This is a genomic window from Pigmentiphaga sp. YJ18 (assembly GCF_038066655.1).
In the GTDB taxonomy this organism is placed as follows: Bacteria; Pseudomonadota; Gammaproteobacteria; order Burkholderiales; family Burkholderiaceae_B; genus Pigmentiphaga.
Genome location: NZ_JBBUKU010000001.1, coordinates 1,262,028 through 1,277,359, shown reverse-complemented (window position 1 = coordinate 1,277,359; position 15,332 = coordinate 1,262,028). Strand labels below are relative to the sequence as shown.

The following is a 15,332-nucleotide window of genomic DNA, read 5'->3' as shown; positions in this document are numbered from 1 at the left end:
ATGAACTTCACCGATCTGATCCAACGTTTCGCCGCCCAGGCCCCCGGTACCGACAGTTTCCTCAAGGTCAAGGAAGGCTCGCTGGCGCTGGTCTCCAGCGACTCGGAACATGCCGCCGCCTACTTCCTGGTCTATGGCTTCGCCCGCTCGTACGTGCTGCTGTATGAAGACCAGGGCATCGCGCCCGCCTTCGCCGAAACCGCGAAGACCCAGCTCCTTTCCTACATGAACCGGCTCGACGAAGCATTCAGGACCGGCACGGCGCAGGATCTCGTCGCCGCCCTGAACTGGATCGTGCTGGACTACGGCCGCAGCGGAAAGATATTTTGAACGCCCGCCCGGAGGCGCCCGCGGCCGCCTCGTCGCTGTACACGAACCGGCGCGTCGCGCCGCTGCTGGCCCTGGGCTTCGCCAGCGGCCTGCCCCTGGCGCTGACCAGCGGCACGCTGCAGGCCTGGGCCACCGTGGACGGCGTGTCGCTGCAGGCCATCGGCTTTTTGACCCTGGTCGGCTCCGCCTACACGCTGAAGTTCCTGTGGGCGCCGCTGATGGACCGCTACACGCCGCCGCTGCTGGGCCGCCGGCGCGGCTGGATGGTGGTCACGCAATTGCTGCTGGCGCTCGCCATCATGGCCATGGGCCTGCTCTCGCCCAGCAATGCCCTGCTGCCGCTGGCGCTGATCGCGGTGTTCGTCGCCTTCTGCTCGTCCTCGCAAGATATCGCCTTCGACGCCTACCGAACCGACGTACTGCGCAAGGAAGAACGCGGCGCCGGCGCCGCGGTGTCCGTGCTGGGCTACCGGCTGGCCATGCTGGTATCGGGCGGCCTGGCCCTGGTCATCGCCGACAGCTGGCTGGGCTGGGGCAACATGTACATGCTGATGGGCGGCCTGATGGGACTGGCGGTCCTGGCCACGCTGTGGGCCCCCGAGCCCGAAACCCCCGCCGCCGCGCCCCGCACGCTGACCGAGGCCGTGACCGGACCGCTGGTCGAATTCTTCCGCCGCCCCGGCGCCATCGTGCTGCTGGTGCTGATCGTGCTCTACAAGCTGGGCGACGCCTTCGCCGGCAGCCTGTCCACCGCCTTCCTGATCCGGGGCGCGGGCTTCTCCGCCACCGAGGTCGGCACCATCAACAAGGTGCTCGGCCTGGGCGCCACCATCATCGGCGCGCTGGCGGGCGGTTCGCTGCTGGCGAAGCTCGGGCTGTTCCGGTCGCTGATGCTGTTCGGCCTGCTGCAGGCCGTCTCCAACCTGGGATTCTGGCTGCTCGCCATCAGCCCCAAGAGCATCCTGCTGATGGCCGCCGCCGTCGGCATCGAGAACCTGTGCGGCGGCATGGGCACGGCCGCCTTCGTGGCCCTGCTCATGGGCCTGTGCGACCACCGTTTCTCGGCCACCCAGTTCGCGCTGCTGTCCGCCCTGTCGGCCGTGGGGCGCACCTACCTGGCCGGGCCGCTGGCCCCGCCCATGGTGGAAAACTACGGCTGGCCGACCTTCTTCCTGGTCACCGTGGTGATCGCCCTGCCCGGCATGGCTCTGCTGTGGTGGCGAAGGGCCGACGTGCGGGCGCTGGACCAGGCCTGACCGGGCCTGACCGGGCCTGGGGCGGCCGTCAGACGAAGTCGTCGTCCGGGAACGTATCGTCAGAAGGAATCGTAGGCCGACGTGTCATAGGCCTGCGCATCGCCGCCCGCATCCGGGCGGCCGTCGTTCCCGCTGTCGTAGTAGTTGTTGGTGACGTTCTGCGTGATCGTTTCCGAAGCCGGCGCGGTGCTGCGGAGGATGGCAGCCGGGGCTTAACCCTGGCTTAAGCGCCGGGACACGCCTCCCGCATCCAGTGCACGCGCAGCCGGTCATACGCCAGGTTATACACGTAGGTATACGGCAGGAAGAACAGCAGCAACCCGATATCCAGCACCAGCGCTTCCCACAGCGAAATGCTCAGCCACCACGCCGCCAGCGGGACCACGATCAGGATCAGGCCGGACTCGAAGCCCAGCGCGTGGATCATCCGCACCCGCGTGTCGCGCACCCAGCCCAGGCTGCGCTCCACGCGCTCGAAGCCGGCGTTGTAGACCATGTTCCACAGCATGGCGATGAGCGAGATCACTGCCGTCAGCGCACCCATGTGCAGCAGCGGCTTGCCCATGATCCAGGCCAGCGCGGGCGCGCACAGCGCCACCGCGATGATCTCGAAGCACAGGGCGTGCGCCAGGCGCTCACGCAGCGATTTCTTGTTCTGCAACACGTTCAACCTCTTCCGTTGATGTCGTATCGGCATTTTCTGCCATACTTCCGTTAAATAAAATGTAATTACCATCGGATTTTCCGATAGGAAGCTGGGCATGGCTTATTCCCTGGAAGCGCTTGCGGCCTTCACCCAGGCGGCCGCGCTGGGTTCGTTCTCGGCCGCCGCGCGCAAGCTGGGCAAGCGCCAGTCGAGCATCAGCGAAAGCATCGCCAACCTGGAAATCGACCTGGGCGTGCAGTTGTTCGACCGCGCCACCCGCCAGCCCACGCTGACCCCGGCGGGGCGGGCGCTGCTGGTGGAGGCGGCCCAGGTCCTGGCCAGCGCCGAACAACTGGGCCGCGCCGCCGGCCGCTATGCCCAGGGGCACGAGGCGCGGCTCACGCTGGCGTTGTCCGACACCTACCAGTCCGAGCGCTTCGAGGCCATCCTGGCCGCGCTCGATCGCAAGTATCCCGACATCGAGTTCGAATGCATGATGTCCGAAGACTGGGACACGGTCGCCACCGTGCAGCGCGGCCGCGCCAACCTGGGACTGGTGCGCGCGCAAGAGCAGTACCCGCCCGACGTGGAGCACCGCACGCTGCCGGACCTGTCGGAAATGGTGGTGGTCACGGGCAAGGACCATCCACTGGCGAAGTCCGGCACGGTCACCGAGGCCGACCTGCGCGAAGCGCGCGAACTGCGCATCGCGCCCTACGAGGAGGACGGCCGCCGCATCGCGCGAGGCCGCACCTGGTCGGCGCCCTACTATCTGATGCTGCTGGAGATGGCGGTCATGAATTTCGGCTGGGCCAGGATGCCGCGCTGGCTCGTGACCCATTTCGCCGCGGGCAGGCTGGTGGAGTTGCAGGTGCCCGGCCAGGAGCGCCTGCTGCCGGTGGACGTGGTGTGGTCCAACCAGCATCCCCTGGGTCCCGCCGGCGCCTGGATGCTGGAGGAGCTGCTCAAGGCCTGAGCGCGCCCGCCGTCAGTTCGGCGATGGCCTCGCGCTCGGTACGGAATATGTGGTGGGGCGGCAGCATGGCCGTGACGCCCGCGGTATCGAATACGTCTTCCACCTGTTTCTTCACGCCCGCCAGGTACAGGTCCACGCCCTGGTCGCGCAGCGTCCCGATCAGGTAGATGAGCGTGTCGACTCCGGTCACGTCGATGCTGTTGATCGGCCCCGCGTAGATCAGCACGCGCTTGATGCCGGGATCGGCCCGGCAGCGTTCGATCACGAAATGCTCCAGCGGATTGGCCGTGACGAAGCTCAGCCCGGCGTCCATGCGCACCGCCAGCAGGTCCGGCGCCAGCGGCGGCAGGCCGAAACGCAGGCGGTCCCGCAGCGTGCCGTCGGCATGGACGGCGACTTCGACGATGCGGGGGTGCGAACGCTGGTACAGGAAGTAGCCCAGGGACAGGATGAAGCCGGCCAGGATGCCCCACTGCAACTGGGGCGCGGCGATCAGGGTGGCCACGGCCGTTGACGCGGCGATGATGGCCTCGGCGCGCGACGTGGCCCACAGCCGGAGAAAGAAGCGCGGCGCGACCAGGTTGGACACAGGCACGATGATGACGGCCGCCAGGAAGGCCCGTGGCAGGTGGGCGATGGCCGGGGTCAGGAACAGCAGGCTCGCCAGCACGCAGACGAAGGCGAACAATGCGGACCAGCCCGAGCGCGCGCCCACGAACAGGTTCAGCGCCGAGCGCGAGAACGAGGCGCTGACCGGAAAGGCGCCGCTCAGGCCGCTGGCGATCTTGGCCAGCCCCTGGCCGATGAACTCCTGGTCCTCGTTCCAGCGCCGGCGCGTGCTGCGCGAGATGGTCTTGGCGCTGGACAGCGCCTCGACGAAGCTGACCAGCGCGATCACCGCCGCCGCGGGCAGCAGGCTGCGGTAGTCTTCCCAGTCCAGCAATGCCGGCACGGTGAACTGCGGCAGGCCCGCCGGCAACGTCCCGACCACCGCGCCGCCCCGTTCGCCATAGCCGATGGCCCAGCTGACCAGGCCCGTCACCAGCGCGGCCGCCAGCACGATGGGCAGGCGCTTGCTGTGCTTCTTCAGCGCGGACAGGAACACCAGCGTCCCCACGCCGAAGGCGAACGCGGTCCAGTCCACGCTGCCCAGCAGGCCGCGCGGATCGGCCGCGGCCAGCGCGCCGCGCGCTCCGCTCCAGTCCAGTCCCAGCATGGCGGGCAGCTGCGACAGCATGATCAGCAACGCAGCGGCCTGGGTGAACGCGCCCACGACGGAGCCCGGCAGGAAGTTCACCACCATGCCCAGCCGGGTCGCGCCGATCAGCATCTGGATCGCGCCCGCCATCAGCGCCAGCCAGATCGCCAGCTCGACCCAGCGCGCCGACTCGGCTGCCGCCATGCCCGACAGCGATCCCGCCACCAGCATGCTGGTCAGCGCGACGGGCCCTGCGCCCAGCAATTGGCACGATCCCCACAGCACGCTGATCACCGGCGGAATCAGCGCGGCGTACAAGCCGGTGATGGGCGGCATGCCGGCCAGCATGGCGTAGGCCACGGCCTGCGGCACCAGGATCAGGCCGAGCGTGAAGCCGGCCCGGGCATCGGCGGCCAGATCGGCGGCGTTGGGCCGGGGCCAGTTCAGGAAGGGAAGATAGCGGGCGAGCAGAGCGGACATGGAAAATGCGCCGGGTCGGGATCGGCGAGGTCAGAGGTGGCGCGGCTTGCGCGGCGCGCGCACGGCGAAGTGGTCGTAGACGGCATCGGGCAACAGGCGCATCAGCTTGGCGACGATGCCCATCTGCCAGGGAATGACGGTGTAGCGGACGCCGCGGTCCAGGGCGCGGGAGGCCTTCGCGGCGAACACGTCGGCATCCATCAGGAACGGCATCGAATACGGATTGCGCGCGGTCATGGGCGTGCGGATATAGCCGGGCGCGATGGTCGAGACGCGTATGCCCTGGGGCGACAACTCGTTGCGCAGGCTTTCGCAATAGGCGATGACGGCCGCCTTGGACGCGCTGTACGCCCCCGCGCCGGGCAGTCCGCGTATGCCGGCCACGCTGGCGATGCCCGCCAGGTGGCCCCGGCCGGCCTGCTTCATGGCGGGGATGAACGGTTCGAAGGTCGCCACCATGGCGATCAGATTGGTGTCGATCACGGCGCGGAAAGCGTCGAAATCTTCCATTTCCTCGGTCAGCGTGCCGGTGCTGATGCCGGCATTGGCGATCACCAGATCGGTGCCGCCCAAGGCCAGGAAATCCCGGGCCGCCGCATGCAGGGCATCGCGGTCACGCACGTCCAGCGCATAGCAGCGGTGCGTGCCCGGCAGCGACGCGGCCAGCGCCTGCAAGGCCTCCCGCCGCCGGCCCACCAGCCCCAGGGTCGCGCCAAGCGCCGCATAGCGGCGCGCCAGCGCCTGGCCGATGCCGCTGCTCGCGCCAGTGATGAAGACGTTCATGCTCCCCTCTCGTAAGCCCATCATTATCACCTTTAATCATGTAGTTCTTACCAAAAATCATTAAGAGGCCGGCCTCGCCTACCCCCTTTGTCGCCGGGAAGCCAAGCCGGCCGGCCATGGATGAATCTGCGATACTGCGGAAAGAACCGCGTCCGCGGCACCACAGAGAGCAAGATGACGTCCCTTCCCATTTCCGATGTGCACGCCGCGCTGGCCGGACTGGTCGGCCAGGCGAATGTCTATGCCGATCCCGCGGACAAGGCCCGCTACGAGACCGGCGCCCGCTATGGCGATGGCAAGGCCGCCCTGGTGGTTCGGCCCGGCTCGGCCGCCGAGGTGGCCGCGGTGGTGCGCTACTGCGTGGACACCGGCACGCCGCTGATCGCCCAGGGCGCCAATACCGGTCTCGTGGCCGCCAGCACGCCGAACGCCAGCGGCACCCAGGTCGTGCTGAGCCTGGAGCGGCTGCGTGGCGAGATCGCGATCGACCGCGCCAACCGCACCGCCACCGTCGGTGCCGGCGTCACGCTGCAGGAACTGAACGACAAGCTGGCCGACCATGGGCTGTGCTTTCCCATCGACCTGGGCGCCAACCCCTCGCTGGGCGGCATGATCGCCACCAACACCGGCGGCTCGCGGCTGATCCGCTACGGCGACGTGCGCCACAACCTGCTGGGCATCGAAGTCGTGCTGGCCGATCCGCCCGGGCAGGTGCTCGATCTGATGAGCGGCCTGCGCAAGAACAATACCGGCTACGACCTCAAGCAGTTCTTCGTCGGCGTGAGCGGCGCGGGCGGCATCATCACCCGCGCCGTGGTGCAGGTCCATCCGCTGCCCCGCCAGACGGCCACCGCGCTGATCGTGCCCACCAGCCAGGAAGCCGTGCTGGAACTGCTGATCGCGCTGGAGAGTGAGTTCGGCGATTTCCTGACCGCCTACGAAGGCATGTCCAGCTCCACCGTCCAGTCCGTCATCGACCACGTGCCCGGCGTCGCCAATCCCTTTGCCCCCGAGCCCATTCCCGACTACTGCCTGCTGGTGGAACTGGCCGCCACCTCGTCGCGCGAAGTGCTGGGCGTGGACCTGCAGTCGGCGCTGAACGACTTCCTGGAACGGCAGTTCGACGTGCTCGTGGCCAACGCCGTGCTGGATGGCGGCCCCGACCTCTGGAAGATCCGCCATTCCATCAGCGAATCCATCCGCCACCAGGGCAAGCTGATCGCCTTCGACATCGCCGTGCCGCGTTCCTCGATGGTCGACTTCCAGACCACCGCGCGGCGGATGCTGGAATCCGACTTTCCCTGGCTGCGTCTGTTCGACTTCGGCCACTGGGCCGACGGCGGCACCCACTTCAACATCGTCTGGCCCCACGACGCCACGCCCGCCTACGACACGGACACCGTGGAAAAACTACGGCTGGCGATCTACGACCTGGTGGTCCACCAGTTCGGCGGCAGCTTCAGCGCCGAACACGGCGTCGGCCCCTACAACGAACGCTTCTACCACCGCTATGCCTCGCCCGAGGCGCAAGCGCTGTCGGGCAAGATCCAGCAGGCCATCGACCCCGGGCATGCGCTGGGCCAGGTTCACTTCGGCCCCTCCCCCCAATCCTGACTTTCTCCAGAAAAACAAAAACGGCCTTGCACCATTGAATGCAAGGCCGTTCTCGTATCCACGATCCAGACCCAGGGCACAGCGGATCCGGCTCCGCCGGTCCGCCAGTGCCGCCCCCTGGGGGGCGCGCGTCAGCGCGTAGGGGGGGACCTACTTCCTTTCCTTCCCGATCAGGAAGTCCGCGACCTGGAGAGCGCCGAGATTGCTGCCTGTCAGCGACGGCGAGGTCAGGTAGCGGCCGTTGATGGCCAGGGTGGGCACGCCGTCGATCTTGTAGGCTTCGGCCAGTTTGGTGGCGCGCTGCACCTTGCTCTGGACGCCGAAGGAGTTGTAGGCGGCCGTGAACTGGGCACGGTCCAGGCCCTGCTTCTCGGCCCAGTCGAAAATGCGATTGGCCGTGTTCAGCGGCTGGCGCTGTTCGTGGATGGCGGTGAAGACCATGCGGTGCAGCTGGTCGACCTTGCCCAGGGCCTCCAGGGTGTAGTACAGGCGCTGCTGCGGCTCCATGCCGGCATTGAAGCGCACCGGCACGCGGCGCACCACGACATCGGCCGGCAGCTTCTTGAACCAGGACTCCAGGCTCGGCTCCAACGCGTTGCAGTGCGGGCAGCTATACCAGAAGAACTCGGTGACCTCGATCTTGCCCGGCGAATCGGTGGCCTGGGGCTGCTGCAGGCGGATGTACTCGGTGCCTTCGCGCGGCTGCTGCGCCTGGGCGGTGCCCGGCAGGGCGGCGACGAAACCGGCGGCCAAGGCCAGGCCGGCGAACATGTGGCGGAAAGCGTAGCGACCGATCATAGGTTTCCTCTGATAACGTGGCCCGGACGGCAGACCGGCCGGGCGCGATGGAAACTCGGACCGCGGCAGGCGGCGCGAAGTTCCATCCGGATCATTTCTTCACGACGGCGGCCTCGATGCCGTTCTCGGCCAGGCGCGCGCGCGTGCGGTTCATGTCGTCGAGCCGGGTGAACGGCCCCACGCGTACGCGGTGCACCGTGCCGGCGGCCACGTCGGCCGTCTCCAGGCGCGCCTCGAACCCCATGAAGGCCAGCTTGGCCTTCAATGCCTCGGCATCCTCGATCACGCGGTAGGCGCCGACCTGCAGGAAATAAGTCCCCGAAGCGCCCGGCGCCGGTGCGGGGGCCTGGGATGGAGCAGCTGCCGACGGCGCGGACGGTTGCGCGCCCTTCCTGGTCTTGTCGACGTTCTGGCTGGCCAGGAAGTCTCCCAGCGGATCGCGGGTGGCCTGGGGCACCGGCGCGGGCGCCGGCTGCGTGGCCGAAGGACCCGAGGCCGACGGCGCGCCGGCGGGACCGTCCCTGCCGTAAAGGCTGCGGTTCGGATCCGGCGCATTGGCCGGATCGGGCGGCTGCGCGGGCGCCGCCGGCCGCGTTCCCTTGCTGACGAAGGGCACCGGCGCCTTGGTGATGTAGAACGCCACCAGCACGGCCACCAGCAGGCCGACCAGCAATCCCGCCATCAGGCCGAACATGGTCCCGCCCACCGCGCGTTTGGGCGCGGCCTGGCGTTGGTTGGCGCTGCTCTGCTTGCCGCCGCGGGCAGGCTTCGTCTTCGCTGTGGAGGCCATGAATCGTTACATCCGTTGCGGAGCGGAAACGCCCAGCAACGCCAGCCCGTTGGCCAGCACCTGCCGGGTCGCGGCCAGCAGCGCCAGGCGCGCCAGCTTCAGCGCCTCGTCGTCCACCAGCACGCGCTCGGCATTGTAGTAGGCATGGAAATCGGCGGCGCAATCCTTGAGCCAGAAAGCGACGTGGTGCGGCGACAAATCGTTGGCCGCCAGCCCCACCATGGACGGGAACTCGGCCAGCCGCTGCAGCAGCAGGAATTCCCGTTCGGCCGTCAGCAGCGAGGTATCCGCGCGCGCCAGGTCGGCTTCGTCGCCGCCCCACTGCGCCAGCACCGAACAGATGCGCGCATGGGCGTACTGGATGTAATAGACGGGGTTCTCGTCGGTCTGCTTGAGGGCAAGGTCGACGTCGAACACGAACTCGGTGTCGGCGCGGCGCTGGATCAGGAAGTAGCGCACCGCATCGCGGCCCACCCAGTCGATCAGGTCGCGCATGGTCACGTAGCTGCCGGCGCGCTTGGAGATCTTGACCTCTTCGCCGCCGCGCATGACCTTGACCATCTTGTGCAGCACGTAGTCGGGGTAGCCCTTGGGGATGCCCACGTCCAGCGCCTGCAGGCCCGAGCGCACCCGCGCCACGGTGCCGTGGTGGTCCGAACCCTGGATGTTGATGGCCTTGGTGTAGCCGCGCTCCCACTTGGTCACGTGATAGGCCACGTCCGGCACGAAATAGGTGTAGCCGCCCTCGGACTTGCGCATGACGCGATCCTTGTCGTCGCCCTCGCCCAGCCCGGTCGTGCGCAGCCACAGCGCGCCGTCCTGCTCGTAGGTGTGGCCGCTGGCGATCAGGCGCTGCACGGTCTGCTCGACCCGGCCCGACGTGTACAGCGAGCTTTCCAGGTAGTAGTTGTCGAACTTCAGGTCGAAGGCCTGCAGGTCCAGGTCCTGCTCGCGGCGCAGGTAGGCCACGGCGAACTTGCGGATGTCGTCCAGGTTCTCGGGATCGCCCGAGCCGGTGACCGGCTCGGCGTCGGCCGCCTGCACCGTCTTGCGGGCCAGGAAGTCCGTCGCGATTTCCGAGATGTATTCACCGCGATAACCGTCGGCCGGGAAATCCGGATGATCGGGACCGAAGCCGCGCGCGCGCGCCTGGACACTGATCGCCAGGTTCTGGATCTGGTTGCCGGCGTCGTTGTAGTAGAACTCGCGCGTGACGTTCCAGCCGCTGGCGTCGAACAGGCGACAGATCGCATCGCCCAGCGCGGCCTGGCGGGCATGGCCGACGTGCAGCGGACCGGTGGGGTTGGCCGACACGAATTCGACCATCACCTTGCGGCCGTTGGCCGGCGCGCGGCCGAACTCGGCGCCGCGCACGCGGATGGCGTCGACCACCGCCTGCTTGGCGGCGGGCGCGATACGCAGGTTGATGAAACCCGGACCGGCGATCTCGGCGCTCTGGACAAGGGCGGCCGCGCCCGGCAGCGCCAGCAGCGCATCGACGATGGCCTGCGCCAGCTCGCGGGGATTGCGCTTGAGGGGCTTGGCGATCTGCATCGCCACGTTGGTGGCGGCGTCGCCGTGGGAGGCCACCTTGGGCCGCTCGAGCAGCAAGGTGGGCGTGGCTTCGGGGGCAACGGCCTTGACGGCGGCGCCCAGGAAGCCGAGAAGTTGTTCCTGTTGCTCGGGGAGCATGGCTGGATCGCGCTAAATGAAAAACCAAGAGCGGAATGTTAACAGCCGCGGACCGGGGAGGGGAAAGCCACGCCCCCCTCCCCGGCGTTTTCCCCGCCGCGGCCGGTCAATCCGGCGTGCGCTCTCCCACCAGGGTGAACATGAACGCACCGTCGGCCGGCACCGAGGTAGCCAATATGAGGGACGAGCGGTCCGCGCCGCCTTCACCCACCAGGGCCACGCCGGTAGTCGAGACCCCGGCATAGCCCACCGCGCAATTGTTGGCGAACGTGATGGAGGTACGGAAATAGTTCTTGCTCGCGTGCGGCGCGATCGATCCCGAGAAGTCGCACCGCCCGCTATTGGCCGCCATGTAGCCGACCAGGTTGCCGGACGCCGCGATCGTCGTGGAAATGGTCACACCGTCTTCGACCACCCAGGTACCCTTGACCTCGTCCAGGCTGGCCTTGATTTCATATTCCTTGGAATAGTCGGCATTGAAGCTAAAGGTTTTGGCGCCCGTCACATTACCCCGCAGGGCCTTCTTTTCTTCGACCGTGGCGGACAGCGACATCGCGCTACCCGGGCCCGACATCCCGTAGGCCTTGCCATTGGCGGTGTAGTTGTTGCCCTGCGTCGACCCGCTTCCCTGGAGCACGGTCACCTGGTTCGAGCTCAGGTAGAACGACCAGAGCTTGCCTTCGTCGGTAACCAGCAGCGCGACGGGATCGCCCGCGGTACTCGTCCCCTCCCAGAAACCTTCCGCATTGGCGTTGACAACCGGCGGCGCCTCACCATCCCCACCTCCGCCACAAGCCGCCAGCAATCCCAGCAATGCGGCGGCCGCCGCGGTCCTCGTCTTGTTCATGCCATTTCCTTTGTTCGTATGCTGTTTGGCGAAACGGCGTCCTGCCTGTGCGGCGGTCTCCCCTGACGCCGTTCTGTCATCGAAGGTAACACATGATGCGCATGAGTAACATTGGCCCCCGCCAAAAGCCGCACATCGACTTCCGCCATAATGGAGACCGGTCCACGACACGGAAAACACAACACCATGATCGTCACCTTCAGATCCAAGGCCGCCGGCGAAGTCATCATGCTGGGCGAGCACGCCCGGCCACTGCTGGAACTGGCCGGCAAGATGCCCGAGATCGCCGCGGGCACGCGCGGCGTCTTCACGCCCGAGCAACTGCCCGAGGCCATCCGCCGCATCGAGGCCGCGATAGGCGTCGAGAAGGAGCCTCGCTACGACGAGGACAACCCCGAGGAAAAAGAGAAGGCCGCCAGCCACGTGGGCCTGAAGCAGCGCGCCTTTCCGCTGCTGGACATGCTGCGCAAGGCGCAGGCGCAAGACGTCAACGTGACCTGGGAAAGCTGAGGAGCCGCCGCATGATCCGACCGCCCTGGCAGGACGTCCTGGACTTCTGGTTCCTGCCCCCCGACGACCCCGGCTACCTGAAGCCGCGCCACGTCTGGTTCCAGAAGAACCCCGACTTCGACGCCGAGATCGAACGGCGCTTCCTGCCGCGGGTCGAGCAGGCGGTGGCCGGCGGCCTGCGCGAATGGAAGCGCGAACTGGGCGGGGCGCTGGCGCGCATCGTGCTGCTGGACCAGTTTCCCCGCAACGCCTGGCGCGGCACGCCGCGCGCCTTCGCCGGCGACCCGCAGGCGCTGGCCGATGCGCTGGAACTGATCGACTCGGGCCGCTACCTGCAATTGCCGCCCGTGCAAAGGGAATTCGTCTACCTGCCGTTGATGCACAGCGAAAACCCCGGCATCCAGGAACGATGCGTGGCCCTGTACACCACGCTGGCGCAGGAACACCCCGCTTCCCAGAACTCGCTGGACTTCGCCATCCGCCACCGCGACATCGTGGAGCGCTTCGGCCGCTTCCCCCACCGCAACGCCACCCTTGGGCGAGCCAGCACGGGGCAGGAACTGGAGTTCCTGAAGCAGCCCGGGTCGGGGTTCTAACCCGGGCTCCAGCCCCCCTGACGGCACCCGGGATGCGGGTGTCCGCCAGGGCAAGGAGTTACACGCTCACTTCGGCAAGCTTGGTCCCCGCCGTCGCGGCCGGCTGCCCGCTGTCGCGGATATGCCGGTTGACCGCGCTCAGCACGGCCTTGAACGAAGCCGTGACGATGTCGCTGTCCACGCCCACGCCGAAGCCCGTGGGGGCATCGCCCACGCGCACTTCCACGTAGCAGGCGGCGGTCGCGTCGGCGCCCACGCCTATCGAATGCTCGTGGTAGTCCATCATCCGCATCGGCATGTTCAGCGCCTGCACGAAGGCGTCGATGGGGCCGTTGCCGGTACCCACCAGGGTGCTGACCTGGCCGTTGGCCTGCACGTCGACCTCGACCCGCACGCCGCCTTCGACGCTGGCCATGCGATGGCGGACGAAGCGATAGGGTTCGTGCTGCTCCAGGTACTCGCGGCTGAAGATGGAGTAGACGTCGGCGGCCACGACCTCCTTGCCGGTCTCGTCGGTCACGCGCTGGATGGCGCGGCTGAACTCGATCTGGAGGCGGCGCGGCAAGTCGAAACCGTACTCCTGCTGCAGCAGGTAGGACACCCCGCCCTTGCCGGACTGGCTGTTCACGCGGATGACCGCGTCATAGCTGCGGCCCAGGTCGGCCGGGTCGATGGGCAAGTAGGGAACGTCCCAGACGGCATCCGGCTGGCGCTGCGCGAAGCCCTTCTTGATCGCGTCCTGGTGCGAGCCCGAGAACGCGGTGAAGACGAGGTCGCCCACATAGGGATGGCGCGGATGCACTGGCAACTGGGTGCAGTATTCGACGCAGCGGCGCACGTCGTCGATGTCGGAAAAGTCGAGCCCCGGCGAGACGCCCTGGCTGTAGCAGTTCAAGGCCAGGGTGACGAGGTCGACGTTGCCGGTGCGTTCGCCGTGGCCGAACAGGCAGCCTTCGATGCGCTCGGCGCCGGCCAGCACGGCCATCTCGGCCGCCGCCACCGCGGTACCGCGGTCGTTGTGCGGGTGGACGCTAAGGATGATGCTGTCGCGGTTGGCCAGGTTGCGGTGCATCCACTCGATCTGGTCGGCGTAGATGTTGGGCATCGCGCATTCGACCGTGGCCGGGAGATTCAGGATGATCTTGCGGTTGGGCGTCGCGCCCCAGGCCTCGACCACCGCATCGCACACTTCCTTGGCGAAATCGAGTTCGGACGAACTGAATACCTCGGGCGAATACTGGTAGACCCACTCGGTATCGGGGCGCGCGTCGGTCAATTCCTTGATGAGGCGGGTGCCTTCCAGCGCGACCTGCTTGACCTCTTCGCGCGTCATGCCGAACACGATGCGGCGGAAGGCCGGCGCGATGGCGTTGTACATGTGCACGATCACCCGGCGGCCGCCTTCGACCGACTCGATGGTGCGGCGGATGAGTTCTTCACGCGATTGCGTCAGCACCTCGATCGTGACGTCCTCGGGTACCCGGTTCTGCTCGATCAGGCCGCGGATGAAATCGAAATCCGTCTGCGAAGCGGACGGGAAACCGACCTCGATTTCCTTGAAGCCGATCTGGACCAGCTTCTCGAACATGCGCGTCTTGCGCTCGCCGTTCATGGGCTCGATCAAGGCCTGGTTGCCGTCGCGCAGATCGGTGCTCATCCAGATCGGCGCCTTGGTCATGCGGCGGTTGGGCCAGCTACGCTCGGAAAAATCGTAGGCGGGGAAGGGGCGGTATTTCGCCTCGGGATTCTTCAACATGATGGACTGCTCCTGCTACTGCGGACTCGGAATGGACGGATGGACCGTGTGAGTGGCCGAGAGGGGGCTGCCGAACTGCCACGAGGACGCTAGGCCCGGCAACCGATCGGTAGTAGTAGCGAGGAAGCAATGAGGGCGACGATCGCGCGCACGTCGGCACCCGGCGCGGCTTGGCGCAGGGAGGCGGCGGAGCGGATGGCGGAGATGGCCATGGTTGCGATCGTGCTTGGGGAAAAATTCGGATAGATGTGATAGTCAACCACAAATCCGGATTGCTGGCAAGCCGCCTGGGCAAAAACTACGACGCCATCAGGCACCGGCGATGTCGGCGAGATGGTCGGCCGTCCATATGGGGAATGGAGCCTGCGGCCGCAAGGCCAGCAGGTCCGCATCGTCAGTCACCAGGGCCTCGGCCCCGGCAACATGGGCGAGCACGACGAAGACCTGGTCCTTCTTATCACGGCATTCGGGCAGGATCGGCCAGACGGCGGGCAACGTGACGACCTCGGCATACGGAAGAAAATCCGCGAGCAGGTCGTTCTGGTCACTGGCTGACAACCGGAACTTGGGATAAGCCAGGACACGCAGCAATTCATTGGCGGTAGCCCGGCAGACCAGAGGCGCAAGCCTCCCATCCTGCCAGGCCCGGCGTATCCAGGCCAGCCGGCCCGAAGTGAACGTCAGCGCCGACAGCACGATGTTGGTGTCGAGCACGACGCGACGCGTCATCGCCGTGCCCAAGCAAGGGCCTCTTCGACATCCTGCTCGGTAATGCCCAGCTGCTCCAGCTTGTCACGGACGGCTTGAGCCTGATGGACTCTGACCGGGGTCAATACGATGCGCCCATTCTCGACCGTTACGTCGAAATAGTCCGTCTCGTCCACGCTGGAGACCGCGGCCTTGGGCAAGGTGATCTGGTTTTTCGATGTCAGCTTGGCAAGCATAGGAACCTCCATAAACCAACAAATCTTATTTCCTTACTTTATCATAGTAAGGAATCACGCCCTATCTAAATTCGGGGTAAACCCGGGATATCCCCTTGCCCAACGCCAGTCCACCA

General features: G+C 67.0%; 16 protein-coding genes. 6 read left to right on the top strand and 10 right to left on the bottom strand.

The features are described from left to right. Both WKR98_RS06270 and WKR98_RS06265 read left to right on the top strand, forming a co-directional pair. On the top strand, window positions 1-330 hold the full coding sequence (locus tag WKR98_RS06270; RefSeq protein ID WP_124687326.1) for a hypothetical protein: 330 nt from the start codon (window positions 1-3) through the stop codon (window positions 328-330). Further along, the gene (locus WKR98_RS06265; protein WP_341432383.1) at window positions 327-1,586 is read left to right on the top strand and encodes a muropeptide transporter; all 1,260 of its coding nucleotides are present in this window, start codon (window positions 327-329) and stop codon (window positions 1,584-1,586) included. The genes WKR98_RS06270 and WKR98_RS06265 overlap by 4 nt, the downstream gene beginning before the upstream one ends. 223 nt (window positions 1,587-1,809) lie before the next feature. On the opposite strand, the gene WKR98_RS06260 is transcribed toward WKR98_RS06265, so the two are convergent. Further along, window positions 1,810-2,250, bottom strand: coding sequence for a multidrug/biocide efflux PACE transporter (locus WKR98_RS06260; protein WP_445936072.1), 441 nt, complete (start codon window positions 2,248-2,250; stop codon window positions 1,810-1,812). Between the two features lie 97 nt (window positions 2,251-2,347). On the opposite strand from WKR98_RS06260, the gene WKR98_RS06255 reads away from it, so the two are divergent. Further along, the gene (locus tag WKR98_RS06255; protein ID WP_341432381.1) at window positions 2,348-3,208 is read left to right on the top strand and encodes a LysR family transcriptional regulator; all 861 of its coding nucleotides are present in this window, start codon (window positions 2,348-2,350) and stop codon (window positions 3,206-3,208) included. Here the strand turns inward: WKR98_RS06255 and WKR98_RS06250 are convergent. Next, window positions 3,198-4,886, bottom strand: coding sequence for a SulP family inorganic anion transporter (locus WKR98_RS06250; protein WP_124687324.1), 1,689 nt, complete (start codon window positions 4,884-4,886; stop codon window positions 3,198-3,200). The genes WKR98_RS06255 and WKR98_RS06250 overlap by 11 nt on opposite strands. 30 nt (window positions 4,887-4,916) lie before the next feature. Further along, window positions 4,917-5,669, bottom strand: coding sequence for an SDR family oxidoreductase (locus WKR98_RS06245; protein WP_124687323.1), 753 nt, complete (start codon window positions 5,667-5,669; stop codon window positions 4,917-4,919). Window positions 5,670-5,843: 174 nt separating this feature from the next. Between WKR98_RS06245 and WKR98_RS06240 the strand changes: the two genes are divergently transcribed. Continuing rightward, window positions 5,844-7,283 carry an FAD-binding oxidoreductase gene (locus WKR98_RS06240; RefSeq protein WP_341432380.1) on the top strand — a complete coding sequence of 480 codons (1,440 nt, stop codon included), beginning with the start codon at window positions 5,844-5,846 and terminating at the stop codon, window positions 7,281-7,283. A gap of 150 nt (window positions 7,284-7,433) precedes the next feature. On the opposite strand, the gene WKR98_RS06235 is transcribed toward WKR98_RS06240, so the two are convergent. The 4 genes from WKR98_RS06235 to WKR98_RS06220 form a co-directional block, all read right to left on the bottom strand. Continuing rightward, entirely contained in the window at window positions 7,434-8,081 is a 648-nt protein-coding gene (locus WKR98_RS06235; RefSeq protein WP_341432379.1) for a thiol:disulfide interchange protein DsbA/DsbL, read from the bottom strand. Window positions 8,082-8,172: 91 nt separating this feature from the next. Further along, window positions 8,173-8,871: an SPOR domain-containing protein gene (locus tag WKR98_RS06230; RefSeq protein WP_341432378.1), complete on the bottom strand. Its 699-nt coding sequence runs from the start codon at window positions 8,869-8,871 to the stop codon at window positions 8,173-8,175. A 6-nt stretch (window positions 8,872-8,877) separates the two neighbouring features. After that, on the bottom strand, window positions 8,878-10,563 hold the full coding sequence (argS, locus tag WKR98_RS06225) for an arginine--tRNA ligase (protein ID WP_124687321.1): 1,686 nt from the start codon (window positions 10,561-10,563) through the stop codon (window positions 8,878-8,880). A gap of 106 nt (window positions 10,564-10,669) precedes the next feature. After that, complete coding sequence (locus WKR98_RS06220) at window positions 10,670-11,410, bottom strand: hypothetical protein (RefSeq protein WP_341432377.1); 741 nt, start codon at window positions 11,408-11,410, stop codon at window positions 10,670-10,672. A gap of 186 nt (window positions 11,411-11,596) precedes the next feature. Here WKR98_RS06220 and WKR98_RS06215 point away from each other — a divergent pair, with 186 nt between their 5' ends. After that, the gene (locus tag WKR98_RS06215) at window positions 11,597-11,920 is read left to right on the top strand and encodes a DUF1840 domain-containing protein (protein ID WP_124687320.1); all 324 of its coding nucleotides are present in this window, start codon (window positions 11,597-11,599) and stop codon (window positions 11,918-11,920) included. Window positions 11,921-11,931: 11 nt separating this feature from the next. Next, window positions 11,932-12,516, top strand: coding sequence for a DUF924 family protein (locus tag WKR98_RS06210; RefSeq protein WP_341432376.1), 585 nt, complete (start codon window positions 11,932-11,934; stop codon window positions 12,514-12,516). Between the two features lie 58 nt (window positions 12,517-12,574). Here WKR98_RS06210 and leuA read toward each other — a convergent pair whose 3' ends face one another. The 3 genes from leuA to WKR98_RS06195 form a co-directional block, all read right to left on the bottom strand. Beyond that, on the bottom strand, window positions 12,575-14,275 hold the full coding sequence (gene leuA, locus WKR98_RS06205; protein WP_341433809.1) for a 2-isopropylmalate synthase: 1,701 nt from the start codon (window positions 14,273-14,275) through the stop codon (window positions 12,575-12,577). A gap of 306 nt (window positions 14,276-14,581) precedes the next feature. Then, entirely contained in the window at window positions 14,582-15,001 is a 420-nt protein-coding gene (locus tag WKR98_RS06200; RefSeq protein WP_341432375.1) for a putative toxin-antitoxin system toxin component, PIN family, read from the bottom strand. After that, on the bottom strand, window positions 14,998-15,216 hold the full coding sequence (locus WKR98_RS06195; protein ID WP_124687314.1) for an AbrB/MazE/SpoVT family DNA-binding domain-containing protein: 219 nt from the start codon (window positions 15,214-15,216) through the stop codon (window positions 14,998-15,000). The genes WKR98_RS06200 and WKR98_RS06195 overlap by 4 nt, the downstream gene beginning before the upstream one ends. Between the last annotated feature and the right edge of the window lie 116 nt (window positions 15,217-15,332).

Coding starts and splice junctions, on each gene's coding strand:
- argS (WP_124687321.1), bottom strand. CDS start 10,563: ATGCTCCCCGAGCAACAGGAACAACTTCTCGGCTTCCTGGGCGCCGCC.
- WKR98_RS06220 (WP_341432377.1), bottom strand. CDS start 11,410: ATGAACAAGACGAGGACCGCGGCGGCCGCCGCATTGCTGGGATTGCTG.
- WKR98_RS06230 (WP_341432378.1), bottom strand. CDS start 8,871: ATGGCCTCCACAGCGAAGACGAAGCCTGCCCGCGGCGGCAAGCAGAGC.
- WKR98_RS06200 (WP_341432375.1), bottom strand. CDS start 15,001: ATGACGCGTCGCGTCGTGCTCGACACCAACATCGTGCTGTCGGCGCTG.
- WKR98_RS06270 (WP_124687326.1), top strand. CDS start 1: ATGAACTTCACCGATCTGATCCAACGTTTCGCCGCCCAGGCCCCCGGT.
- WKR98_RS06245 (WP_124687323.1), bottom strand. CDS start 5,669: ATGAACGTCTTCATCACTGGCGCGAGCAGCGGCATCGGCCAGGCGCTG.
- WKR98_RS06210 (WP_341432376.1), top strand. CDS start 11,932: ATGATCCGACCGCCCTGGCAGGACGTCCTGGACTTCTGGTTCCTGCCC.
- WKR98_RS06195 (WP_124687314.1), bottom strand. CDS start 15,216: ATGCTTGCCAAGCTGACATCGAAAAACCAGATCACCTTGCCCAAGGCC.
- WKR98_RS06235 (WP_341432379.1), bottom strand. CDS start 8,081: ATGATCGGTCGCTACGCTTTCCGCCACATGTTCGCCGGCCTGGCCTTG.
- WKR98_RS06255 (WP_341432381.1), top strand. CDS start 2,348: ATGGCTTATTCCCTGGAAGCGCTTGCGGCCTTCACCCAGGCGGCCGCG.
- WKR98_RS06215 (WP_124687320.1), top strand. CDS start 11,597: ATGATCGTCACCTTCAGATCCAAGGCCGCCGGCGAAGTCATCATGCTG.
- WKR98_RS06240 (WP_341432380.1), top strand. CDS start 5,844: ATGACGTCCCTTCCCATTTCCGATGTGCACGCCGCGCTGGCCGGACTG.
- WKR98_RS06250 (WP_124687324.1), bottom strand. CDS start 4,886: ATGTCCGCTCTGCTCGCCCGCTATCTTCCCTTCCTGAACTGGCCCCGG.